This is a genomic window from Pseudomonas fluorescens (assembly GCF_040448305.1).
GTDB classification, from domain to species: Bacteria; Pseudomonadota; Gammaproteobacteria; order Pseudomonadales; family Pseudomonadaceae; genus Aquipseudomonas; species Aquipseudomonas fluorescens_BH.
Map to the genome: position 1 here is coordinate 3,741,159 of NZ_CP148752.1, position 22,942 is coordinate 3,764,100.

18 protein-coding genes are annotated in these 22,942 nt (G+C 60.8%); 12 read left to right on the plus strand and 6 right to left on the minus strand.

Annotated features, from left to right (window positions below; genetic code table 11):
• Positions 1–17: 17 nt before the first annotated feature.
• The 3 genes from WHX55_RS16940 to sohB all read right to left on the minus strand — a co-directional run bounded on the left by WHX55_RS16940 (position 18) and on the right by sohB (position 7,035).
• A complete protein-coding gene (locus tag WHX55_RS16940) occupies positions 18–3,905 on the minus strand; it encodes a DUF6543 domain-containing protein (RefSeq protein WP_353740847.1) in 3,888 nt (1,295 codons plus the stop codon).
• A 202-nt stretch (positions 3,906–4,107) separates the two neighbouring features.
• Positions 4,108–5,529: a group II intron reverse transcriptase/maturase gene (ltrA, locus tag WHX55_RS16945; RefSeq protein WP_353740848.1), complete on the minus strand. Its 1,422-nt coding sequence runs from the start codon at positions 5,527–5,529 to the stop codon at positions 4,108–4,110.
• A gap of 483 nt (positions 5,530–6,012) precedes the next feature.
• Positions 6,013–7,035 (minus strand): protease SohB, encoded by a 1,023-nt coding sequence (sohB, locus tag WHX55_RS16950; RefSeq protein WP_150723616.1) that lies wholly within the window; start codon positions 7,033–7,035, stop codon positions 6,013–6,015.
• 201 nt (positions 7,036–7,236) lie between these two features.
• On the opposite strand from sohB, the gene WHX55_RS16955 reads away from it, so the two are divergent.
• The 5 genes from WHX55_RS16955 (at position 7,237) to WHX55_RS16975 (ending at position 11,657) form a co-directional block, all read left to right on the plus strand.
• Positions 7,237–7,947, plus strand: coding sequence for a histidine phosphatase family protein (locus tag WHX55_RS16955; RefSeq protein WP_150756914.1), 711 nt, complete (start codon positions 7,237–7,239; stop codon positions 7,945–7,947).
• Positions 7,948–8,011: 64 nt separating this feature from the next.
• A complete protein-coding gene (locus WHX55_RS16960; RefSeq protein ID WP_015094878.1) occupies positions 8,012–8,326 on the plus strand; it encodes an SCP2 sterol-binding domain-containing protein in 315 nt (104 codons plus the stop codon).
• Positions 8,327–8,465: 139 nt separating this feature from the next.
• The gene (locus tag WHX55_RS16965; RefSeq protein WP_150755741.1) at positions 8,466–9,329 is read left to right on the plus strand and encodes a LysR family transcriptional regulator; all 864 of its coding nucleotides are present in this window, start codon (positions 8,466–8,468) and stop codon (positions 9,327–9,329) included.
• Between the two features lie 106 nt (positions 9,330–9,435).
• A complete protein-coding gene (locus WHX55_RS16970) occupies positions 9,436–10,581 on the plus strand; it encodes an SRPBCC family protein (protein WP_150755742.1) in 1,146 nt (381 codons plus the stop codon).
• The gene (locus tag WHX55_RS16975; RefSeq protein ID WP_150755743.1) at positions 10,578–11,657 is read left to right on the plus strand and encodes an SMP-30/gluconolactonase/LRE family protein; all 1,080 of its coding nucleotides are present in this window, start codon (positions 10,578–10,580) and stop codon (positions 11,655–11,657) included. Before WHX55_RS16970 ends, WHX55_RS16975 begins: the two co-directional genes overlap by 4 nt.
• Before the next feature lie 272 nt (positions 11,658–11,929).
• On the opposite strand, the gene WHX55_RS16980 is transcribed toward WHX55_RS16975, so the two are convergent.
• From WHX55_RS16980 to WHX55_RS16990, 3 genes are all read right to left on the minus strand, one after another.
• The gene (locus WHX55_RS16980) at positions 11,930–12,163 is read right to left on the minus strand and encodes a hypothetical protein (RefSeq protein WP_150723611.1); all 234 of its coding nucleotides are present in this window, start codon (positions 12,161–12,163) and stop codon (positions 11,930–11,932) included.
• A 173-nt stretch (positions 12,164–12,336) separates the two neighbouring features.
• Positions 12,337–14,448 carry an ATP-binding protein gene (locus WHX55_RS16985; RefSeq protein ID WP_353740849.1) on the minus strand — a complete coding sequence of 704 codons (2,112 nt, stop codon included), beginning with the start codon at positions 14,446–14,448 and terminating at the stop codon, positions 12,337–12,339.
• Positions 14,449–14,722: 274 nt separating this feature from the next.
• Entirely contained in the window at positions 14,723–15,412 is a 690-nt protein-coding gene (locus WHX55_RS16990) for a GntR family transcriptional regulator (protein ID WP_046038514.1), read from the minus strand.
• A gap of 140 nt (positions 15,413–15,552) precedes the next feature.
• Here WHX55_RS16990 and WHX55_RS16995 point away from each other — a divergent pair, with 140 nt between their 5' ends.
• From WHX55_RS16995 to WHX55_RS17025, 7 genes are all read left to right on the plus strand, one after another.
• Positions 15,553–16,638 (plus strand): ABC transporter ATP-binding protein, encoded by a 1,086-nt coding sequence (locus tag WHX55_RS16995; protein WP_353740850.1) that lies wholly within the window; start codon positions 15,553–15,555, stop codon positions 16,636–16,638.
• Position 16,639: 1 nt separating this feature from the next.
• Positions 16,640–17,557, plus strand: a complete 918-nt coding sequence (locus tag WHX55_RS17000; protein WP_353740851.1) for an ABC transporter permease — start codon at positions 16,640–16,642, stop codon at positions 17,555–17,557.
• A complete protein-coding gene (locus WHX55_RS17005) occupies positions 17,554–18,342 on the plus strand; it encodes an ABC transporter permease (RefSeq protein ID WP_057714357.1) in 789 nt (262 codons plus the stop codon). Before WHX55_RS17000 ends, WHX55_RS17005 begins: the two co-directional genes overlap by 4 nt.
• Positions 18,343–18,358: 16 nt before the next feature.
• Complete coding sequence (locus WHX55_RS17010; protein WP_353740852.1) at positions 18,359–19,426, plus strand: extracellular solute-binding protein; 1,068 nt, start codon at positions 18,359–18,361, stop codon at positions 19,424–19,426.
• A 139-nt stretch (positions 19,427–19,565) separates the two neighbouring features.
• A complete protein-coding gene (locus WHX55_RS17015; RefSeq protein WP_151213703.1) occupies positions 19,566–20,762 on the plus strand; it encodes an amidohydrolase family protein in 1,197 nt (398 codons plus the stop codon).
• A complete protein-coding gene (locus WHX55_RS17020; protein WP_353740853.1) occupies positions 20,759–22,246 on the plus strand; it encodes an amidohydrolase family protein in 1,488 nt (495 codons plus the stop codon). The genes WHX55_RS17015 and WHX55_RS17020 overlap by 4 nt, the downstream gene beginning before the upstream one ends.
• A gap of 12 nt (positions 22,247–22,258) precedes the next feature.
• The gene (locus WHX55_RS17025; protein ID WP_150723605.1) at positions 22,259–22,921 is read left to right on the plus strand and encodes a flavin reductase family protein; all 663 of its coding nucleotides are present in this window, start codon (positions 22,259–22,261) and stop codon (positions 22,919–22,921) included.
• The last annotated feature ends 21 nt before the right edge of the window (positions 22,922–22,942 follow it).

A 22,942-nucleotide genomic window follows, 5' to 3' on the forward strand; every position in this document is an offset into this window, starting at 1 on the left:
GCGTTTTACCCTGCCCGCTAAATCACCGGATAATCGGCCAGCGGCATCGGCCGCCCCATGGCGACCCAATCGCGGTACAGCCGGACTCGATCCTCCAGCACCACGAACAACCGGAACGGATTCTCCGCATCGGCCATCCGCGTTTCGACGCACTGCCGCAACCAACCCCACAACTCTTCTGACGTATCCGCCTCGTGGAGCAAGCGCCACACGCGTGCCTGCAGCGACCGATAACCGACCTGGAAATCCGCCGTCAGGCTCAATCCATCCATGACCCGGAGCAACGTACTGCCCGATGGCTTGACGGCCAATCGTTGCCAGATCTGTTGCCGGGCTTCGCGCACGCTTTCATCGCCCTCCTCCAGCCAGGGCGTCGCACTGCCGTAATCGGCACCCGGCTCACTCAGCCACAGATTGATACCGGTGCGTTCGCGATGATCGACCAGGCGCAACAACGTCTCTTCATCCGTCAGCGGATTACCCCACAGTTTCACCCGGTCCCGGGAGACCGCCTGATTGAGTATCGCGTAGGGAACCCGGCTGATCCGGTTGCCTCGCAAGTCGAGCGAGGTGAGGTACGGCTGATCGGCGATGCCAATCGGGCAATGACTGATCCCGGCGTTTCTCAGGTTCAATACACGCAACTCATTCAACCCCAATACCACGGGCGGGACAGTCAACGGGTTGTCACTCAGGTCCAGCACTTGCAAGCTCACCAGATCACGAAATTGCGAAACCGTGTTCTCCTGAAGCTGAAGAAAAGTTGAACTCAGGTTGAGCGTTGTGAGTCGAGTCATTTGCCGAACCGGTGGAGGCAATACCCCCTCCAGCACATCATCTGCATTGAGCCGACGCAGATCCACGCGTTCCAGGTTCAGGGAGTGCAGATTGGGAAAACTTTCGAGAAAAGCGTTCAGGCTCTCGCGCTCGACCAGGTGCAGGCCGTGCATCGATAGCTCGACGACATCATTGAAGCGCACGTTCATCGTCGGCAGCCGATGGAAGTCCTCGAACCCCAGATCCAGCCTGTAGCCGGAAAACACCTCGCCAGACATCACTCTATTGATCTGGGGCGGGCATTTTTGCCAGATGCTCATCAATTCATCGCCCAGCTCAATTCGCGTTTCACGCTCGTAATCGATCACGGTTTGCAGCAGCTCGACATTGTGCGCCGCCACCTGCTCGGGACTCATGCCCTTGGCGTCATCATCGCCCACCGCGAGAAAATCCACGTCCATGTCATTGACATCCAGCGCGGCCTGGTCAACCCATTGACGCAGATCGGCATGCAACTGCCGCACCTCGAGCGTCAGGCGATCCACCAGCGCCTGGGCCCCGGCACCCGCCGTCAGGAGTAACTCGTCCGCCTGGGCATTGGAGAATTCCGGATACAGATCCCTGACCTGCATGCGCATGATTTCGTGAGCCAGCACAGCACCCCGTGGCGTGTTCGGAAAGCCGCCGCCGCGCAATCCCCCGGCTTCGAACGACAACCGCGAATCCATTCGATCCAGGCCGAGCAACAGTTCGGCGCGGGACAAGGCATGCGCGCCAATACGCAAACGCAACTGGCTGGCCGCGTCGGGCGAGCTTAGCGACATCGCCGCGCGCTCCTCCCCTGACATTAGATCGACCAGCGCGGCAAACAGATCCGAACCCTCGCCGTCGGTAGCCGCCACCGTGGCATACCGATAGCGATCACCGACCTTGATCAAGCGCCGGCAATCCGCCGAATCGAGCGGGCCGCAACGGTCCAGGACCCGGCCACTGATCGACCCGTCGAGCACTTCGATGCGCAAGCCTTTCGGCCAACCGGGCAGGCGTTCCAGGGAGTGCAACGCCAGGACATCGGTTTCTGGAGCGATGACCGAGCGCAAGTACAGGCCTTCATAGGCCCGGTTGAGTCGTACATGCCGCTGATACTCGCGTGCCTTGTTGTCCAGGCGCTTGAACAGTTGCAGCGCCTCGTCAGCATCGACGGGCCGATCGATGTCGACCCCCGAACGATCGAGGATCTGCTCCACGGCACTTTTCGGCAAATCGGGGTACTCGCGCTGAAACAGGCGAATCCAATCCTGGTCCGAGTGCTGGAGCGCCTGATAGCGGGCGTTGAACAATCCGGCCCGTGCTTTCGGATCGGCGACGACTTCAAGTTCCTGATCGAGCTTGAAGCGAGCGATGGTGTCGGCAAGCGACGGCGTCGGCGCACGACCGGTCTGCATCAGACGCAGCATATCGTCGTCGACCGTGCTGATCCGCGCGATCTGCGCCAATACCTCATCACTGAAGGCAGCAAGCGGTGCGCAAACGCCACGCATCAACTCCACACGTGTCGACACCGGTGCCGAAACCGACCCGGGTGTGGGCTCGGCCGGCGCTCCGGGATGTGGCTCGTTCCCCGGCTCCCCCGACTCGTGCAGCGTTCCGGCGATTTTCTCTTCGCCCTTGAGTGCCGCCACCGCCCCGGCCAACGGGAGTGAATTGAGCAAGCCGAACACCGTACGCGTCACGCCCTCGGAGCGCTGCTCCGGTGTTTTACCGTTGATGGCCTGATCGATGCCGTAACCGGCGTCGATCAGGCCGGCCAGCACCAGGACGCCCTCACCTCCCGGAATGAACAATGCCAAAGGCCCAAGCCGGTTGATCCACTGCACAAGCGGTTCCACCACCGCGCTCAGGTTGTCGCGATTGACCTGGGCATCGTCACGGATGGTTTTGACGCTGGCCATGGAGGCCTGCTTCATGGTCAGCACCAGTTGCGCAAACGGATCGGTGTCGGTCGGCGCACGCTCAAGGTCGATATAGTCCTGCGGGTCCCAGAAACCGTCGTTGTTGAAGAACCCCGCGTTCTTTTTCAGCCAGTGCTCCTTCGGGTAAACCGCCATGCCCTCCAACGCCGTCAACACGCCCGCATGGAAGGTGCCGTCCTCACGATCGTCCTCGGCAAAATGCGCGACCAGCGCTTGCCGTGTGGCGGCAACCCTGCCTTGGGCCACGATCCATTGGCGCAGGTGCCGCCAGTCGGCGAATTCATGCAAGGGTGAGGAGTTGCCGGGAATATTCAACAAGACCCGGCCGCTGTGACGGTGGCGGTAACACCAGATATCGTCCGAGGTGTAGCGATAGATCGTCAGCCGACCTACTTCGATCGGCGCACTGACGCGAGTGGGCGCCTGCACCTGATCGATGGACAACGCACTCCAGGCCTGCTCCGCTGGCAAACCGGCGGCCTGCATGGCCAGGGCCAGGCCTTCCTGACTCAAACTGCCCTCCTGATGTTGCAGGCAGGCGCTCATGATAAAGGCGGCCTTGGCCGAGGTTCTCAGGTCGTAAGGCTGCGCCTGGGCGATTCGCTTGTCGGAGGGCCAGGCGCGATCCAGGTAAGCCTGATAGAGGGTTTGCAAATCCAGCTCCCATACCCACTGCTTGAACGCCGCTGGCCTGAGGGCAATTTGCGTTGCCGATCCATACACCTGAGGCGTGGTCTGGCGATAGATGCCTTCGTAGGTATGGTGATTGCCATTGCCGTGATCGGCGAATTCATCGACATGCTCCACGATGCGAATGGACGGACCGACATCGGGCGGTGTGTACAAGCCGAATGCGCTTTCGGCGAAGCGCCCGTCACCAACGGTCTGGTAGTTCGCCAGCAACGCCTGCACCAGGGTTTGCGTGTTTGCCACTTGGCCTTGCTCGATGCCGTCCTGCGGCGGGTGCCCGCGGTAGCGGTAATCCAGAGTGACCAACAGGGCGGTTTGCGGGTCGATGTCTTGCCCCCATTTTTCCTTGATCAACTGTGCACCGAACTGCTCGGGAGACTGCGGTAAAGCCGCGCTCACCACAGACTTCAGTGTTTCGCGCAGCGACGCAAGATCGGGATGAAGCGGTGTCTGATGGTCATTCATATGCATTCCATGGCAACTATTTTTGGAACACCAACATAACCAGCTGCCGCGTTGCCGAAAGCAGGAACGGTCGCCTGCTGCCTACAGAGATTTCGCCGAGCCGTGGAGGACATCGGGCAAGCATTCGCAGGATCGAGTAGGAGGCGGCTTCACAGCCGCCGTCCTCTCACACCACCGTACGTACGGGTCCGTATACGGCGGTTCAGGTTATGCGGTTAAGCCGTTTTATCGTATCCAGTATTGGGACCAGCCCCAGGCTGTCCCACAGCTTCTTCGGCAGCGCGTGATTCATATGTGACGCTCCCGAATTCCACCATGGCCCGCGCCCGTTGAACGCTGATTTGCAGGCGCGTGTTTCGCTGATCCCCAGACGTATCAGGTTGCGCGCCCTCGTTGGGCGCTGCTTCCATTGACGCCAAATGACACAGCGAAGTTTACGGCGCATCCAGCCATCCAACTCCTCAAGGGGGCGGTTGCTCTGGCTGAGCTTGAAGTAACCCGCCCAACCACGTAACACCGGGTTAATCCGTTCAATGACGCTTGCCATCTTGTGGCCCCGCGCTCCGCGCAGCAGTTCTCTGAGCCGATCGCGCAAGCGATTCAGGCTCATCGTAGCTACTTTCAGCCTCGGCTGTTTATGCAGGCTCATCCCGTAACCCAAGTAATCACACGCCCACGGCCGTGCTACTCGGCTCTTTTCTTGATTCAACGTCAGTTTCAGGCGTTGATTCAGGAAGCGCTCAACCCTGACCAGCACTCGCTCGCCAGCACGACGACTGCGCACATAAATGTTGGCGTCGTCGGCATAGCGTACAAAACGATGGCCCCGCCGTTCCAGTTCGCGGTCGAGTTCATTGAGCAGGATGTTCGACAACAACGGTGAGAGCGGGCCGCCTTGCGGCGTCCCTTCCTGCCGTCGGCTGGCGATCCCGCCCGACATCATTCCCGCTTCGAGATAACGACGGATCAGCATAAGCACACGTTTATCTTCGATTTGACGCTCGATGTAGACCATCAATACATCGTGGTTGACCCGATCAAAGAACTTCTCCAGATCGAGTTCCACGCACCAGCGGTGGCCCGCCGCCACATGGGCGCGGGCGGTTTCGATGGCTTGATGAGTGCTTCTGCCCGGACGAAAGCCGTAGCTGTAGTCCGAAAACAGCGGATCGAAGATTGGCGTGAGCTGTTGCAGCAGCGCCTGCTGGATCAGGCGATCCACGACGCTGGGGATACCCAGCTGTCTTGTGCCGCCTTTGGGTTTGGGGATATCGACGGCGCGTACACCTTGCGGGTGGTATTCGCCGGCCAGCAGCCGAGTCTTGAGGATCGGCCAATACTGTTTCACGTAGCCCGCCAGCTGGTCGACCGTCATGCCATCGGCACCCGGTGCGCCCTTGTTGCTGACCACGCGTTGATACGCACGCTTGAGGTTGGCGGGTGCAAGCACCCGCACCATCAGCGTGTCCGGCTCCGCGTTCGTCCACGCCACAGACGCCGTCGATGTTTGCGCCCTGTCAGCCTTCATCCTCGGATACCGTCCAGGACCTGGGGTAACAGTTTTCTCTTGGAGAATATTCTGCGTTTCAACATTCGACGAGACTCTGACGCCTACTGGCGGCATAACCTGTTCGGCCCTTGGTGACGCGGTAATCCGCCACTTACTACGGCCTCAGCTGACTTCTGTGGGCTCATCCCGTCGCCTCTCGACGCTCGGTAGCACAGTGGCAAACCCACAGATCTCCCAGGGTAATTCGCGCGACCTTCCTGCTTATGCCTGTCGGATCTACGTCACAGCGTTCCGTGCAAGTATTGGGCTTTGAAGATATTGGCCTTCTTACCCCGCTGCGCCGCCTCTATCCGCTTCCTGTTCGTCAGGCCAGCATTTTGCCTCGGGCTTCCTTCAGATTCGCAGTCGCCCGCGACACCCTTGCCTCTGGCTAACACTTCCCCTTGCCGGGTGTGTAGAGGACTTTCACCTCCAAGTCACCAGCGTGGCCACCACAGCCAAGCTGGTTGCGCTTCGCGCAACGCGCCATGCCTGGCGCACCAAAAAAAAGCCGGGACAAATGCCCCGGCTGGATGTTTTGCAGTATCTCCTGGCCCGTTACCAGAAGCGTTGCTGGGTCAAACGGCTCCACCAGCTCAGCAGCACGCGATCGACCGAGCCGCTGGCGGCCATGCCAATGCGCTCTGGCAGGCTTTTGCGTTCGGTGTAATGCAAGTGATAGAGCTCGGACTTGCTGGCGCGCTCGGAGAGGTATTCATCACTGGTCTTGAGTTCGTCGACCAGTTGTTTGTCCAGCGCTGCGACACCGAGCCAGATTTCGCCGGTGGCCACTTCATCGATCGCCAGTTGCGGGCGATAGCGCGACACGAAGTTCTTGAACAGTTGATGGGTGATGTCCAGGTCTTGCTGGAACTTCTCCCGCCCCTTCTCGGTGTTTTCGCCAAACACGGTCAGGGTGCGTTTGTATTCACCGGCGGTCAGCACTTCGAAGTCGATGTCGTGCTTTTTCAGCAAGCGATTGACGTTGGGCAACTGCGCCACCACGCCAATCGAGCCGAGAATCGCGAAGGGTGCACTGATGATCTTCTGCCCAATGCACGCCATCATGTAGCCACCACTGGCCGCGACCTTGTCGATGCACACGGTCAAGGGCACGCCGGCCTCACGGATTCGTGCCAGTTGCGAGGAGGCCAGACCGTAGCTGTGAACCATGCCACCGCCGCTTTCCAGGCGCAGCACCACTTCGTCCTTCGGTGTGGCCAGGGTCAGCAAGGCAGTGATTTCGTGGCGCAGGCTTTCGGTGGCCGAAGCCTTGATATCGCCATTGAAATCCAGCACGAACACCCGGGGTTTGGCCTCGGGTTTTTTCTTCTGCTTTTTGTCGGTTTTAGCCTGGGTCTTGCGCAAGGCCTTGAGCTGGTCCTTGTCGAGCAAGGTCTGCTCCAGGCGTTCGCGCAGCTCTTTGTAGAAATCATTGAGCTTGCTGACCTGCAACTGGCCGGACGACTTGCGCCGCCCCTTGCTGCGCAAGGCCGCAAAACTGGCCAGGACCACCAGAATGGCAATCACCAGGGTCACGGTCTTGGCCAGAAATATGGCGTACTCGGAAAAAAACTCCACAGGGACTCCTCAAACGATGCGCGGCTTGAACGCGCGCGGGATACCTCCAGCATACCCATGCGCCGACCTTGCGACCAGCCATGAAACCTCTGGCAGCAGGCCTGTAACGGGCATTTCAAACAAGCGTATGTTTTTTCATTGACAGCACACCGCCATCCTCATAACCTCGCCAAACCTTCAACGTACCGGGAAGACGCGGACGTGGGCAGCATCTATTTGATTCGACATGGCCAGGCCTCCTTCGGTGCAGACGACTACGACGTCCTGTCGCCGACCGGCATTCGTCAGGCAGAAATCCTTGGCCGCCACCTGGCCGAACTCGGGATCAGCTTCGACCGCTGCCTGGCGGGAGATCTGCGCCGCCAGCAGCACACGGCCAACAGCGCGCTGGAGCAATTCGCCGCGGCGGGCCTGCCGGTGCCGTTGCTGGAAACCGACTCCGCCTTCAACGAGTTCGACGCCGATGCGGTGATCCGCGCGCTGTTGCCGGCCATGCTGCCGGACGAACCCGAAGCCCTGAACATCCTGCGCAACGCCGCGCAAAACCGCGGTGAGTTCCAGCGTATCTTCGCCCTGATCATCGAGCGCTGGCTGGCCGGCACCTTTGACACACCGGGCCTGGAAAGCTGGCTGGGGTTTGTCGAGCGGGTGCAGGCCGGCTTGCATCGCATCCTCGACCAGGCTGACAACACCCAGAAAATCGCCGTGTTCACATCCGGCGGCACCATCACCGCCCTGCTCCACCTGATTACACAAATGCCTGCCCGGCAGGCCTTTGAATTGAACTGGCAAATCGTCAACACCTCGCTCAACCAGCTTAAGTTTCGTGGTCGCGAGGTGTCCCTGGCTTCCTTCAACGGTCATGCCCACCTGCAACTGTTGAAGGCCCCGGAACTCATCACGTTTCGCTGAGTCCGGACTATTGTGACCCTGGCTGTAATCACCCAGCTCTTATTACCCAAGAAAGGATCGAACCATGACCTCCGTAGCAGACGCCGTACAAGCAATGAAAGCCAAGTTCAACCCAGCCGCTGCTGCCGGTCTGGACCTGGTCTTCGGTTTCCGCATCGACGACACCAAGAACTTCTCGCTGATCGTCAAAGACCAGACCTGCGAGCTGCAGGAAGGCGAGAACCCGGACGCCCAGGTGACCCTGGTGATGGACGGCGAAACCCTGGAAGGCATCGTCGACGGTTCGACTGACGGCATGCAAGCGTTCATGGGCGGCAAACTGCGTGCTGAAGGCGACATGATGCTGGCGATGAAACTGTCCGAACTGTTCCCGTCGTAAGCACCTGGCTCCCGAACTTCGGGAGCGTGCCTGCCGCAAACGAATCCCGCCCTTAGTGGCGGGATTCGTCGTTTTTGCCCCCTCGCCACAGATTGGGTGGTGCTCTTACAATGCCCACACTCCCCACACCGGCTGCCCCATGGACATCGACCTCGCCCGCACCTTCCTCGAAATCGTCCGCCATGGCAGCCTGGCTGCCGCCGCGGAAAAACTCCATGTCACCCAGACCGCGATCACCGCACGGGTGCAAAAACTCGAGAGCCAACTGGGCGGCACCCTGTTCGTGCGCAATCGTGCCGGCGCCCGCCTGACGCCCAACGGCGAAGCGTTCGTGGTGTACGCCAATCAGCTGGTGCAAACCTGGGAAGCCGCGCGGCGTGATTTGCCGTTGCCCGAGGGTTATCGCGATGTGCTGCACATCGGTGGCGAGGTTAGCCTGTGCAACCCTCTGATGCTCGGCTGGGCCGGCGAAATCCGCAAGAACATCCCCAGCCATGCCCTGCGCATGGAAATCCGCGACGGCGAAAACCTGCTGCGGCAACTGGAGTTGGGCGTTCTGGATGCCGCACTGGTGTATCAGCCCGAGTATTGGCCGCGTCTGCAGGTCGAGCAGATTCTCGAAGAAAAGCTGATTCTCGTGCGCCAGTCCGACAAGCCGGATCCTTATGTGTACATCGATTGGGGCGCTGATTTCCGGCGCCAGCACGACGCTGCCCTGCCGGAAAAAGCCAAGGCTGCACTGAGTTTCAATCTCGGTCCGCTGGGCTTGCAGTACCTTCTCGAAAACGGCGGCAGTGGCTACTTTCGCACCCGCGTCGTGCAGAGTTATCTGCAAAGCGGCGCCCTGGAACGGGTGCCCAAGGCACCGGAATTCAACTACCCGACCTATCTGGTCTACTCGCGCGATCGTGACTCGCCGACGCTGCAACACGCCTTCGACCTGCTGCGCAAGGTCATCGACTCCGACGAAGACTGGTCGCAGCGCTGGGATCCGCTGACCTGAGACCGGTTTGCACCGGATCATGGCCGTTGTGTGCTCAAGGTTCGGCCCGTCAAATCACCGGGATCGGCTAATCTGAAAGAGATAACAAAAACGACAGGTGATTGCAGTGAGGCAGACCACCGAAGGATTCCGCAGCCGTTACCGCGCCGACATTCATCCGCTCTACAACCCCTGGCTGCACGGCGCGTTTGTCCTGGTGTTCGGGGCAGTGACGATCAGCGCTTTCTGGAGCAACGTACATCAGGTGCGGCCAGCAGAATGGCTGACGGTGCCCATCACGCTGTTGTTGTTCAACCTCGGTGTGTACATGGTGCATCGCCACCTGGGGCATCATAAAAAGAGCTTCGCCCGGCTGTTTTATGCCCGTCACGCAGTCGACCACCACAGCTTTTTCACCCCTGGCCACATGACCTACGACAGCGCCCGCGACTGGCGGGTGATTCTGTTTCCGGCGTGGCTGATCGTGCTGCACACCCTCGCCGTCGCCCTGCCCCTCTGGTGGCTGCTCAAGCACATTAATACCAACGTCGCCGGATTAGTCGGCGGCCTTCTTGTCCTCGGTTACCTGGCTTATGAAGTGTTTCATGCTTGCGAGCATCTGCCGCCGCGCAACCTGGTCACACGCTTGCCGTGGATCCGCCAGATGCGCCGGCTGCACGAACTGCATCACCGCCGTGAACTGATGCAAGAGCGTAATTTCAACATCGTTTTCCCACTGATGGACTACCTGTTCGGCACCCTCTATTGGGAGCCGGAACCTGCGCCGCTCAACCCGACGAGAACGCCCATGACCCGCATGCAGCATCAGATTGTCATTGCCGGAAACCCGGTCGAGGTACTTGCCTACGCCAGCACCGTGACCCTTTGGCCGCAATGGCATCCGTCGTCGCTACGCATCGATGGGCCAAAAGGTCCGTTGCACGCCGGCGCACGTTTCGAGGAAGACATCCGAGCCGGCGGGCGTGACGGGCACTTGCGCTGGGAGGTGGCGGAGTACCTGCCCGGGCGGCGCTGGAGCGCTGAGGCCCGGGGTGATCACGGCCTGTCGCTGGTGGTGACCTATGAATGCGATGCCACAGGCGAGGACACCCGCTTCGTCCGCACCCTTGAGTATCAGTTCAGCGGCCTGGCGATGCGCATTGCCAACCGGTTGTTGCTCAAGCGACGCATCGATCGGGAATCGGCAGCGTCGATGCTGGCGTTGCGCGACATGGCGCAGAAGTATCTGGCGGCGACGGGGGTCGGCGCGTGAGCAGAACCGTCAAATGTCTGTTGCTGGTCATCGTCGTTATCGGCGCCTTCCTGTTGCTGATGCCGACCAAGGTGCGACCGGTGGCCTGGACACCACAACCTGCGCCGTCCCTCACCAGCGGAATCTACGCCGACAATCAGCGGCTCAAGGGGGTGGAACGCGTCGGTGCCGCCGACATCGACGGGCCGGAAGCCTTGTTGCTGGAAAACGACACGCTCATCACCGGCCTGCACGACGGTCGCCTGATCCGCACGAGCCTGGATGGCAAGACCACCAAACTCCTGGCCGTTACCGGTGGCCGGCCACTGGGCCTGGCCCGGCATCCCAATGGTCTGCTGGTGGTCGCCGATGCCGTCAAAGGCTTGTTGTCCCTCGACGCCCAGGGGCGTCTGGTGGCCTTGACCACAGAGGCCGGCGGCGTTCCCTTCGGTTTTATCGACGATGTGGTTATCGACAAACCTGGTCACTACGCTTATTTCAGCGATGCTTCGAGCCGCTTCGGCTATGGCCACGACGCAGAGGCCGTGATCGAACACGGCGGCGACGGTCGACTGCTGCGCTACGATTTCCAGACAGGCAAGACGTCGGTTGTGCTGGACAAGCTGGAGTTTGCCAACGGCGTGACCCTGGGACCGGACGATGCCTATGTCCTGGTCAATGAAACCGGTGCCTACCGCATCAGCCGTTATTGGCTCAGCGGTCCGAAGGCCGGCACCCACGACCTGTTTATCGACAACCTGCCAGGGCTGCCGGACAACCTGTCGTTCAATGGCCGCGACCGCTTCTGGGTGGCACTCTATGCCCCCCGAAACCCCTTGCTCGACGCCACGGCGGCGCATCCGTTGGTACGCAAGATGATCGTGCGGGCCATGACCATCTTGCCCAAGCCCGTGGAAAAACGCGGATTTGCCCTGGGCCTGGACCTTGAGGGCAAAGTGATCGCCAACCTGCAGGATGGCAGCAGCGACAACTACTCACCGATCACCACGGTGCGCGAGTATGGGGACTGGTTGTATTTCGGTTCGCTGAAAGCGCAGAACATGGTGCGATTGCCTTTGAGCAAGGCATTGCAATGAGCAGTACCACTATCTGAATACACTGAAGACCCAATGTGGGAGCGAGCCTGCTCGCGATGACTGAGGCACATTCAACAACACTGGTGACTGACCCTCCGCTATCGCGAGCAGGCTCGCTCCCACAGGAACAGTGTTCAGTTCACCGGGATATTCGGGCGGGGTCATGAGGCACCTCGTTGAGAGCCGTAACATCGGTCTCTGAGCATTCGAGGTGCCGGTTCTGGTTGCCTTCCAACTTTCCGGCCACCGGTCGTCGGTGGCAGCACGCTGGGTCAGGATGTCGAGCCCAGTTGCTTGACGATCTTGTCCTTGACCAGCAAACGTACCTCCTTGAGCTTCCTTACGGTGTCATCGTTGGACTTGGCCTCCTCTGCTTTCACCACTTCGGCATCCGCCTGGGAATACTTGTTAAGCAGTGAATCCAGTAACGGATCCTTGGTGCGTTTCTGCTGGATTTCTTCCTTTGAGCGTTTCAGATCCTGATAAAGGTCATGGGGCACCGGCATGGAACACCTCCGTTTGTTGATCGGCAGCGAAACGCGATCAATTGCGTTCACCAACTATCAGAATGGCCTCGGTTTGCCCGTTCTGTCGACCACCTGTCAGACCAGCGGTGTCCGTTCGTCGTCCTGTCGCACAGGCGATAAAACCTTTGCCTGCACCGGCGCTTCCACTGGTTTCAGCCGTTAAGCACCATGCGCACCATCTGCCTGAGTGCTTCGGGATTGTAGGGTTTGCTCAACAGGTGAGTGTCGGGGCTGAGCTGGTGATTACGCGAGATGATGTCGCGGGTATGCCCCGAGGTGAACAGCACGGCCACCGGTGGTTCTTGCACTTTCGCCCAGGCCGCCAGGTCCGAACTCTTGATCAGGCCGGGCATGACCACGTCGGTGAATATCAGGTCCACGGTCACCCTTTCCAGCAACATTTGCATGGCGACATCACCGTTGGTCGCCGTCAGAACTTGATAGCCCTCTTCGCGCAACAACTCCACCGCCGACACCCGCACGGCCTCATTGTCTTCGACCACCAGGATGCGTTCGTGCCCGCCCCTTTGCGGCACAACAGGGCCCGGCGTTTCGCTGGGTGCCGCGCGCAAGGTGCGCGGGAAGTACAACTGCACCCGGGTCCCCTGCCCCACGTCGCTGGCGATTTCGATATGACCGCCACTCTGCTTGACGAAGCCAAACACCATGCTCAGGCCCAATCCGGTGCCCTGCCCGTCGGCCTTGGTGGTAAAGAACGGCTCGAATGCCTGGGCCAGCACCTGCGGCGGCATGCCGACGCCGGTATCCGTCACGGAAACCCGCACATAGTCCCCGGCAGCAATGCCCTTGCCGGCGCAAAACTTACGATCGAGGACGATGTTGTCCGCACAAAGATCAATGGTCCCCTCACCCTGCATGGCGTCCCGGGCATTGATCGCCAGGTTGAGAATGGCGTTTTCCAGTTGATTGCGATCGACAAACACATTCCAGGAGTCTTCAGGCGCTGCCATGTGCACCTGAAGGGTTTCCCCCAAGGCACGCTGCAACAGCTCCGCCAGGCCATCGAAAATCTGCCGCAACGTGAAGACCGCGGGCGACAACGGTTGGCGACGGGCGAATGCAAGCAGTTGCGAGGACAGTTTGGCACCGCGCTCGACCGCGGCAATCGACGCCGATACCCGGCGCTGCACATTGGGGTTATTCGGCTCATGGCGTGCCAACAGGTGCAGGTTGCCAGCGATCACCTGCAACAGGTTGTTGAAGTCATGGGCCACACCGCCGGTGAGGCCACCGATGGCTTCGAGTTTCTGTGACTGGCGCAGTTGTTCTTCCGCCGCCAGCCTTGCCTCGACCTCATCGGCCACCCGCTGCTCCAGGTTGCGGGTGAACTTGAGCAGGGATTCTTCGGCGATCTTGCGTTCGTGAATATCGATCAGCACGCCGGGGAAACGAAATGCCTCGCCTTGCTCATCGAATTCGCAGCAACCGCTGGCGAGCACCCAGAAGTAACTGCCGTCGGGGCGCTGGATCCGGTACTCGACGTTGTAGGGTTCGCCAGTCTCGACCGCCAGCGTGGCCCGTTCCTGAACCCAGCTACGGTCGTCCGGATGGATCCGCCCTTCGACGATCTCCTGAGACAGGTTGCCCAAGTCTTGCCCGGGTGGATAAGAGAACGTGCGAGCGAATCGCTCATCACCCGACAGCACGTTGGTCTTGATGTCCCAGACAAAGGAACCGAGCAAGGCACCGGCGTTCAATGCCAGGCGTACCCGCTCGTTATCCGCACGATAAGCGTCTTCAGCCACTTGTCGGCGTTGCTCGGATATCACCCGCTCCGTGGTTTCCACCACCATGGACATGACCCCGGCGGGACGTCCGTCATCGTCAGCCACCGGGCTGTAGTAGAGGTCCATCCAGACATCTTCCGGAACCCCGTCACGCAGCAGTTCCAGTTCTTTGTTGCGATAGGACAAGGTGCCGCCCGCCAGGCAGGTGTCGACCACGTGGCGATTGAATTCGGCGACCTCCGGCCAACCCAGTTCTACAGAGGAGCCGAGCAGATATGGATGACGCCCACCGGCAAACTTCGAATAAGCGTCGTTATAGATCATGTACCCGGACTGGCCCCAGAGCATCACCATCGGCAGCGGAGACGCGAGCATCAACTGCACCGCGCTGCTCAGGCTCCTGGACCATGAATCGAGCGGACCAAGCTCGGTCAGGCTCCAGTCGAACGCACGAATGCGCCCGGCCATTTCGCCGTTCCACCCGGAGCACCCGTGGCTATCCTCTAGAAACTGCATCGGCTGGCTCTATCCCGGTAAGTTGCGCCCGTTTGTTTCAAGCATCCTGCACGCTATTCGTTTCATAGAGGTATAGCTGATTCTCGCGGGCCTCAGTGAGTGCCTCTTTGAAAGACAATCTGTGGCCGCCAAAGATCCTGTGGGAGCGGGCTTGCTCGCGAAGGCGGTGTGTCATTCACCACATTCGTCTGCTGATACACCGCTTTCGCGAGCAAGTCGGATCGCCGCACCGCCGCTCCCACTTTTTGATCTTCAGTGTCCAGGAAACTGCAACCTACACCTCAATCAGATGCTTGAGCGGGTTGTAACTGCTTTTCAGCGTGGCCGCGACATCCAGAATGGCCTTCTCGATGCCATTCAAATGCATGCAGGTCAGCTCGATGGCCGCGCTCTGATTCCCCGCTTCGATGTACTCGATCAACCGCAGGTGTTCGTCGTCGCGGCAGACCTCGTGGCTGTCGTCATCCAGCGCAGCGGCATACAACGATGCCCGGGAAATCAGCTTCTGGAACCAGTCGAGCAGCACCGGGTTGTTCAGGCTGCGGGCCAGTTTGATGTGGAACTCGCCGAGCAGGTGAATCAGCCGTTCGTGATCACCACTCTGATGCGCTTCATCCTCCAGCAGCAAGTGATCGCGCAAGTCCTGGGTCACCGCCGTATCACGCCGACGGCACAGTTCGCTGACGATACCGATCTCGACCAGACGCCGGGTTTCGAACAGCGAACGGATCTCTTCGTCACTGGGCAACGACACCGACGCACCTTTATTGGGCTCGGTGGTGACCAGTCCGTCGGCCTCCAATTGCTTGAGCGCGGCCCGGACAGACGTGCGGCTGACATTGAACAGCTCGGCCAAAGAGGCTTCGCCAAGCTTCATGCCCGGACGCAACGAACGTTTGCTGATCGCCTCGTAAACCCCTTGGTAGACGCGGTCGACCGTGGTTTCCAGTTTCTTTTCCGTCATTCATCAACTCCTGGCGCCCTGTGCAGCCGACCCTGGCGAATGAACAGCCTTTGAAAAAGGGGCTTGCACGGGCAGATTAATCCGGGTATTTCTAAATTGCATCCAGATTTTGCATACAATAATTAGAGGAATGCACCATTATGGGTCATCCAACAGCAATCGAAGTGCGAAACGTCTCAAAGCGCTATTCCGACGATCCGGGACTGGCGCCAGCCCTGGACAACGTCTCGGTCGACATTGCCGACAACGAATTCTTTACCCTGCTCGGCCCCTCCGGCTGTGGCAAAACCACCCTGCTGCGCACCATTGCCGGCTTCGAGCATGTCAGCGATGGCGAGATTCGTCTGGCCGGCGAACCGGTCAACGACCTGCCGCCATTCAAGCGCCGGGTCAACACGGTATTCCAGAGTTACGCGCTGTTTCCGCACATGAGTGTTGCGCAGAATATCGCCTTCGGCCTCGAGATGCAGGGTCTTGATCGCAAACTCATCCCGCAGCGCGTCGATGAGATGCTGGCGCTGGTGCAAATGCAGCACCTGGCCAAGCGCAAACCGGCCGAACTGTCCGGCGGCCAACAGCAACGGGTGGCTCTGGCCCGGGCCCTGGCGCCAAAACCCAAAGTGTTGCTGCTCGACGAACCGCTGTCGGCCCTGGACCTCAAGTTGCGCAAGGAAATGCAGGTCGAACTCAAGCGCGTGCAGAAAGAAGCCGGGATCACCTTCATTTTCGTCACCCACGATCAGGAAGAAGCCCTGACCCTGTCCGATCGCATTGCCGTGATGTCCGCCGGCAAGATCCTGCAGATCGGCACGCCCAATGAAATCTACGAGCGCCCGCAACACCAGTTCGTCGCGCAATTCATCGGCGACATCAACTTCCTTCCCGGCCATATCAAACGTGGCCAGCAGAACGAAAAGCTCTTCGTGCCCAACGGCATGCCAGTGGAAATCCCCTGCCCGGCCCAGGGCTTTGACGGCAGCAAGGTGCAACTGGCGTTCCGCCCCGAGCGCTCGCAACTGGTCGAGCCGACACAGCCGCATCACCTGCGCGGCGTGATCGAAGCCGTGCTGTATGTCGGCACGGCCACGCTCTATCAATGCCGCTTGAACAACGACATCAAGGTCATGCTGCGCGAGAACAACGAAGGCCTGAACCACGGGCGGGTGGTGGGTGATCGCGTCGCGGTCAACCTGCCGCCCCACGCCTGCCTGTTGATGGAGGCCTGAGATGAGCGTCAGCAGCACTTCCCCAGCCCTCAACCGCGCGCTGTTGCTCAGCCCGGTGGTTTTGACCCTGCTGGCCCTGATCGCCATTCCGCTGGGCATCATGGGCTACATCAGCCTGTTGCCGCGCAACGTCTATGGCGGCGTCGACTGGCAGGCCGACTGGCAATTGCAAAGCTACGTGCAACTGTTTTTCCAGGAAGGTTTCGATGGCGAACTGGAACTGAACTGGGTCTACGCCCAAGCGCTGCTTCGTTCGGTGTTCCAGGCCGGTGGCACCACGGTCCTGTGTTTCCTGTTCGGTTTCCCGGTAGCGTTGTGGATGTCGAGCCTGACACCGCGCCGGCGCAACCTGATGGTATTACTGATCACCATCCCGTTCTGGACCAACCTGCTGATCCGCAACTACGCGTGGCTGATCATCCTGCGTGAACACGGCTGGGTCGCCCAGAGCCTCAACGCGCTGTTCCCGAAAGCCGGTGGCATCACCCTGCTCTACAACGACTTCGCGGTCAGCGTCGGCCTGGTCTACAGCTTCCTGCCATTCATGATTTTGCCGATCTACTCGACCCTGGAAAAACTCGACTGGCGCCTGGTGGAAGCCGCCTACGACCTGGGCGCCAACCGCTGGCACGCGTTGCGCCGGATCATCCTGCCGCTGTCGATGCCGGGGGTGATTGCCGGAGCCTTGCTGGTGTTCGTGCCAAGCCTGGGCGCCTTCATTACCCCGGCGATTCTCGGCGGCGGCAAGACGCTGATGATCGGCAACCTGATCCAGCAGCAGTTCGGCACTGCGCGCAACTGGCCGCTGGGCAGTTCGCTGTCGTTCCTGTTGCTGGGGATCATGTTGGTGTCGCTGGTGCTCTACGCCCTTTATAGCCGCAATGCCACCAAGACCCAACGCCCAGGAGCCCAAGCATGATCGCCCTGCACCTGAAGAAACTGCCGCTGACCCGTGAAGTCAGCCTGTTGATGCTGGCCTATCTGTACCTGCCGATCTTTGTATTGATCGCCTACAGCTTCAACGCCAACCGCTCGGCGACGGTGTGGACCGAGTTCTCCTTCGACTGGTATGGACGCATCCTCGCCAACCCGTCGATCCAGACGGCGGCGCTGAACTCGATCATCGTCGCCAGCATCGCCACGGTGTGCGCCACGGCGATTGCCCTGCTCGCGGCGCTGGCGACTTACCGGCCGTTCTACGGGCAGAAAATGGTCGAGGGCGGGATCAACCTGCCGTTGATCCTGCCGGAGATCGTCACCGCCGTGGCCACCCTGCTGCTGTTCATGGCGCTGGGGATCAAGCTCGGTCTGCTGACGGTGATCGTCGCGCACATCGGCTTCTGCATTCCCTTCGCCTACCTGCCGATCCGTGCGCGGCTCAACGACCTGGACAAGAGCCTGCTGGAAGCGGCGAACGACCTGTACGCCAACCCCTGGCAGGTGTTCCGCCGGGTGACCTTGCCGCTGCTGTGGCCTGCGGTGCTGTCCGGTTCGGTGCTGGCGTTCGTGGTCAGCCTCGACGATTTCATCATGACCTTCTTCGTCGCCGGCCCCGGCTCGACGACCCTGCCGGTGTACATCTTCTCGGCGATCAAGGCCGGCGTGACGCCGGAGATCAACGCGATTTCAACGCTGATGCTGGTGATTTCCATCGTGCTGGTGGTGCTGGCCTTCTGGCTGGGACAGCGCGGCAAACAACAATAAGCCTGGAGACTTCTATATGAGCAAGAAAGTGAAAAGCATGCGTTTAGCCGTTGCCGGCCTGGCCTTGAGTTGCTTCACCGCGCTCACTGCGTTCGGCGCCCAGGTCGCCGAGCCCAAGGAACTGTTCTTCTACAACTGGACCGACTACTACCCGGTCGAGCTGTTGGCCAAGTTCGAAAAGGAGACCGGGATCAAGGTCACCATGGACGGTTACGACAGCAACGAAACCCTGCTGGCCAAGCTGCAGGCCGGCGGTGCGGCGTATGACGTGATCGTGCCGTCGCAATCGATCATGCGCACCCTGATCAACCAGGACCTGCTACTGGAAATCGACGCCTCGGCCCTGCCCAACTTCCAGTACGTCAAACCGGCGTTCCGCGACCCGAGCTTCGACCCGGGCCGCAAGTTCTCGGCACCGTACCTGTGGGGCACTACCGGGTTCTCCTATGACAGCGCCCGAGTGCCCGGCGGCAAGCTCGACGACTCGTGGAAAGAGTTCTTCGAGCCGCGCAAGGAACTGCAAGGCCAACTCGCCGCCCTCGACACCTCCAGCAGCGTGATCAACGCCGCCAGTCATTACCTGAATGTCGACGAGTGCAGCGAAAACCCCCAGGACGCCAAGCGCATCCTCGAACTGCTGCAAAAACAGAAACCCTTCCTGAAGATGTACAGCTCGGACAACACCGTCGACCGCATGGCCTCCGGTGAAGTGATCATGATGCAGAACTGGAACGGTTCTACAGCGCGGGCCACCTTGCAGAAGAGCACCATCAAGTACGTGTATCCGAAGGAAGGCCTGGCGATGTTCCAGGACAACTTCGCCGTGCCGAAAAGCGCACCGCACCCCGGCAACGCGAAGATCTTCATCGACTGGATGATGAAACCGGAAAACGCCGCCGCCGTCTCCAACGCCATCGCCTACGACAACGGCATCCAGAGCGACAAGCTGATCGATGCCAAATGGCGAGTGATGGACGCCATCAACATGCCCGACGAATTCGCCTCGCGCCTGCGTCCGGAAAAGGAATGCAGCAACAAGGCGCGGGAGCTGCAGGACCGGATCTGGGCCAAGCTCAAGGGCTGATCGGCTGACTTGAAACCGAGTCGCGGCCATCGCGAGCAGGCTCGCTCCTACAGTGGATCTTCGGCGTTCACAAAATCCCTGTAGGAGCGAGCCTGCTCGCGATGAGGCCCTCTCACACAACACTGAATTTGAGGTTTGTATGACCCAACCCCGCTGGCTACGCAACGTGCGCCCCTACGGCTCAACCGCCGAAGACCTGCTGATCGAAAACGGCCGCTTCAGCCAACGCCGCCCGACTTCGAACGCGGCCCTGTCCGCGACCGACATCGACGGCCAGAACCAGTTGCTCACCCCCGCCCTGGTGGAAAGCCACGTGCACCTGGACAAAACCCTCTGGGGCCAACCCTGGCGCCCCAACAGCGCCGGCCCGACCCTCAAGGACTACATCGCCAACGAACGGCGCATCCTGCGTGAAGTCACCACACCGATTGCGCAACGGGCCGGTTCCCTGCTGGAAAACTGCATCGCCCGTGGCTCGCTGACCATGCGTTGCCACGTCGACATCGACCCGGAATTCGGCCTGCGGCATGTCGAGGCCATGCAACAACTGCGTGAAAACTACCGCGACCTGATCGACCTGCAACTGGTGGTGTTCCCGCAGACGGGTTTGATCAGCCGCCCCGGCACCGCCGAGCTGATGCGCGAAGCCATGGCCCTGGGCGTGGAGAACGTCGGTGGCCTGGACCCGTGCGGTATCGACAACGACCCCATCGCACAACTGGATTTCGTGTTCAAACTGGCCAGCGAGTTCGATCGTGGCGTCGACATTCACCTGCACGACAAGGGTGAGCTGGGCCTGTGGCAGATCGCGCTGATCGCCGACTACACCGAGCGATTCGGCCGGCAAGGCCGGGTAATGATCAGCCACGCGTATTGCCTGGGCATGTTGCCGTGGAGCCAGGTCAAACCGGTGGCCGAGCGCCTGGCGTCGCTGGGCATTTCGCTGATGAGTTCGGCCCCGGCCGATTGTGCTGTGCCGCCGTTCCTGGCCCTGCGCGAAACCGGCGTGAATGTGTGCCTGGGCTCGGACGGCATTCGTGATGCCTGGTCGCCCATGGGCAACGGCGACATGCTGGAGCGGGCGATGCTGCTGGCGTTCCGTTTCGATTTGAACAAGGACGAAGAACTGGCGGCGGCGTTCGAAGCGGCGACCTTCAACGGCGCCCAGGCGCTGGGTTGCGAAGTCAATCGCCTGGAGATCGGCCAGCCGGCGGACTTCCTGCTGATGCCGGTACAAACGCTGGGTGAGGCGGTGGTTTCGCGGCCGTTGCGTCAGGTCTATCGCGCGGGCCGGTTGATTGCTGCGGGTGGTCGCTTGCTGGACAGCCGTTTGTGAAGCGCATCGGCTTGCGGGCCAGTTGCGTGGTCGGCTTCGACGGCACGCGGCATGTGTTGTGGCGCAATGGTGAAGTGGTGTTCGCGGGCTCACGCATCGAGTTTGTCGGGCGAGGTTATCCAGGGCCGGTGGATCAATGGATTGATTACGGCAACGCGCTGATCGGCCCCGGCTTCATCGATCTGGATGCCTTGGGCGATCTCGACTCCACGGTGCTGACCCTGGACAACGGCGACGAGCGCGCCATGGGCCGGATGTGGTCGGCGGAGTATCTGGCGCGTGGATCGCGGGAAAGTTACAGCCCCGAAGAAGAAGCCTTCAAATACCGCTACGCCTTCACGCAGTTGATCCGCAACGGCATCACCACGGCCATGCCGATCACTTCGATGTATTACCGTGAGTGGGCCGAGACCTACGACGAATTTGCGGCGGTGGCAGGCGTGGCGGCCGAACTGGGGCTGCGCACTTACCTCGGCCCTTGCTACATGAGCGGCATGAGCTACTGGCAGGCCGATGGAACCCTGGCGCACCACTGGGACGAAGGCCGGGGCATGGCCGGGCTCGATGCCGCCGAACGGTTTTTCCGGGATTTCGATGGCGTGAACAACGGCCTGATTCGCGGCGCGCTGCTGCCCGATCGCATCCAGACCTGCACCCCGGCGCTGCTGCAACGCACCGCCGCGCTGAGCCGGGAACTGGGCGCACCGATGCGCTTGCACTGCTGCCAGGGCCTCGGCGAGGTCGCGATGGTCGAGCAACTGCGCGGCTCCTCGCCACTGGGCTGGCTGCAGCAGCTTGGGCTTTTGACCCCGCGCAGTCTGCTACCCCATGGCATCTACACCCGAGGCGATGACGACCTGCAACGCGTGATCGATGGCGGCGCAAGCCTGGTGCATTGCCCGGTGGTGTTCGCCCGGGACGGCGAGGCGCTGAATTCGTTTGGCCGCTATCGGGCCAAGGGCATCAACTTCGCCCTGGGCACCGACACCTGGCCGGCGGACTTGCTGGACAACATGCGCCAGGGCTTGAACATCGCTCGATTGATGGAGGGTGGCAACGAGCTGACCAGCACGCAGGACCTGTACAACGCCGCGACCCTCGGCGGAGCCGAGGCACTGGGCCGCGACGATCTCGGCCGCCTGGCGCCCGGGGCCAAGGCCGACATCACCGTATTCAACCTGCGCGGGATGCACCTGGGACCGCTATTCGATCCGCTGAAAAATCTGGTGCTGGCCGGCCGCGGTGACGACTGCATCGCCAGCTATATCGACGGCCGCTGCGTGATGCAGGACGGCCAGGTCGAGGGCGTCGACTACCCCGCCCTGCAACGCCAGGCCCAACAACAATTCGAAAAACTGATGCGCAGCCACAGCGACCGCGCCTTTGGCCAACCGGACTGGAAAAGCCTGTTCCAGCCAGCCATCCCGTTCGCCGACGACTACAGCGCACAGGCGCCGCTGTGCGCCATTGACCCTCTCCTTTAGAGATTTCTGCCTATGCAAAGCTTCGACTTCAGCACATTGAGCCCACGGGACAAATACAAGATTCTGATCGGCAGCGTCGTGCCACGGCCGATTGCCCTGGTCACCACCGTCGACGGCGAAGGCCGGATCAACGCGGCGCCGTTCAGCTTCTTCAATGCGCTGTCGGCCGATCCGCCCATCCTCGCCCTGGGCGTGGAAAACTACGGCGATCAAAGCCCCAAGGACACCACACGCAACATTCAGCTCAATCAGGAATTCACCGTGAACATCGTCAGCGATGCGCTGGTGGAAGCCATGAACGTCTGCGCCGTGCCCTTCGCCCCCGGTTTCGATGAACTGACCGCCGCCGGCCTCACCGCCATCCCCGGCACCACGGTCAAATGCCCACGCATCGGCGAAGCCCCGGTGGCGCTGGAGTGCCGGCGGATGATGGCCCTGTCCATCGGCCAATCCCGGGAGATCATCTTTGGTGAAGTGCTGATGGCCCATGTGCGTGACGAACTGATCGATCCGAAAACCCTTTACATCGATCAGTTGGGGCTGGATGCGATCGGACGCATGGGCGGGCATGGCTATGCGCGCACGCGAGATTACTTCGACTTGCCGACGCGTTCGTTGCAGGCCTGGACGGATGCGCCGGGGGGTGGGGAGCGGTTTTGGCCGATTGCCAAATAGCAGGCATCAACACAAATCCTG

Excerpts from the sequence above, each read along its gene's own strand:
- WHX55_RS16940 (WP_353740847.1), bottom strand. The coding sequence starts at position 3,905 with ATGAATGACCATCAGACACCGCTTCATCCCGATCTTGCGTCGCTGCGC.
- ltrA (WP_353740848.1), bottom strand. The coding sequence starts at position 5,529 with ATGCCGCCAGTAGGCGTCAGAGTCTCGTCGAATGTTGAAACGCAGAAT.
- WHX55_RS16960 (WP_015094878.1), top strand. The coding sequence starts at position 8,012 with ATGACCTCCGTAGCAGACGCCGTACAAGCAATGAAAGCCAAGTTCAAC.
- WHX55_RS16965 (WP_150755741.1), top strand. The coding sequence starts at position 8,466 with ATGGACATCGACCTCGCCCGCACCTTCCTCGAAATCGTCCGCCATGGC.
- WHX55_RS16980 (WP_150723611.1), bottom strand. The coding sequence starts at position 12,163 with ATGCCGGTGCCCCATGACCTTTATCAGGATCTGAAACGCTCAAAGGAA.
- WHX55_RS16985 (WP_353740849.1), bottom strand. The coding sequence starts at position 14,448 with ATGCAGTTTCTAGAGGATAGCCACGGGTGCTCCGGGTGGAACGGCGAA.
- WHX55_RS16990 (WP_046038514.1), bottom strand. The coding sequence starts at position 15,412 with ATGACGGAAAAGAAACTGGAAACCACGGTCGACCGCGTCTACCAAGGG.
- WHX55_RS16995 (WP_353740850.1), top strand. The coding sequence starts at position 15,553 with ATGGGTCATCCAACAGCAATCGAAGTGCGAAACGTCTCAAAGCGCTAT.
- WHX55_RS17000 (WP_353740851.1), top strand. The coding sequence starts at position 16,640 with ATGAGCGTCAGCAGCACTTCCCCAGCCCTCAACCGCGCGCTGTTGCTC.
- WHX55_RS17005 (WP_057714357.1), top strand. The coding sequence starts at position 17,554 with ATGATCGCCCTGCACCTGAAGAAACTGCCGCTGACCCGTGAAGTCAGC.
- WHX55_RS17010 (WP_353740852.1), top strand. The coding sequence starts at position 18,359 with ATGAGCAAGAAAGTGAAAAGCATGCGTTTAGCCGTTGCCGGCCTGGCC.
- WHX55_RS17015 (WP_151213703.1), top strand. The coding sequence starts at position 19,566 with ATGACCCAACCCCGCTGGCTACGCAACGTGCGCCCCTACGGCTCAACC.
- WHX55_RS17025 (WP_150723605.1), top strand. The coding sequence starts at position 22,259 with ATGCAAAGCTTCGACTTCAGCACATTGAGCCCACGGGACAAATACAAG.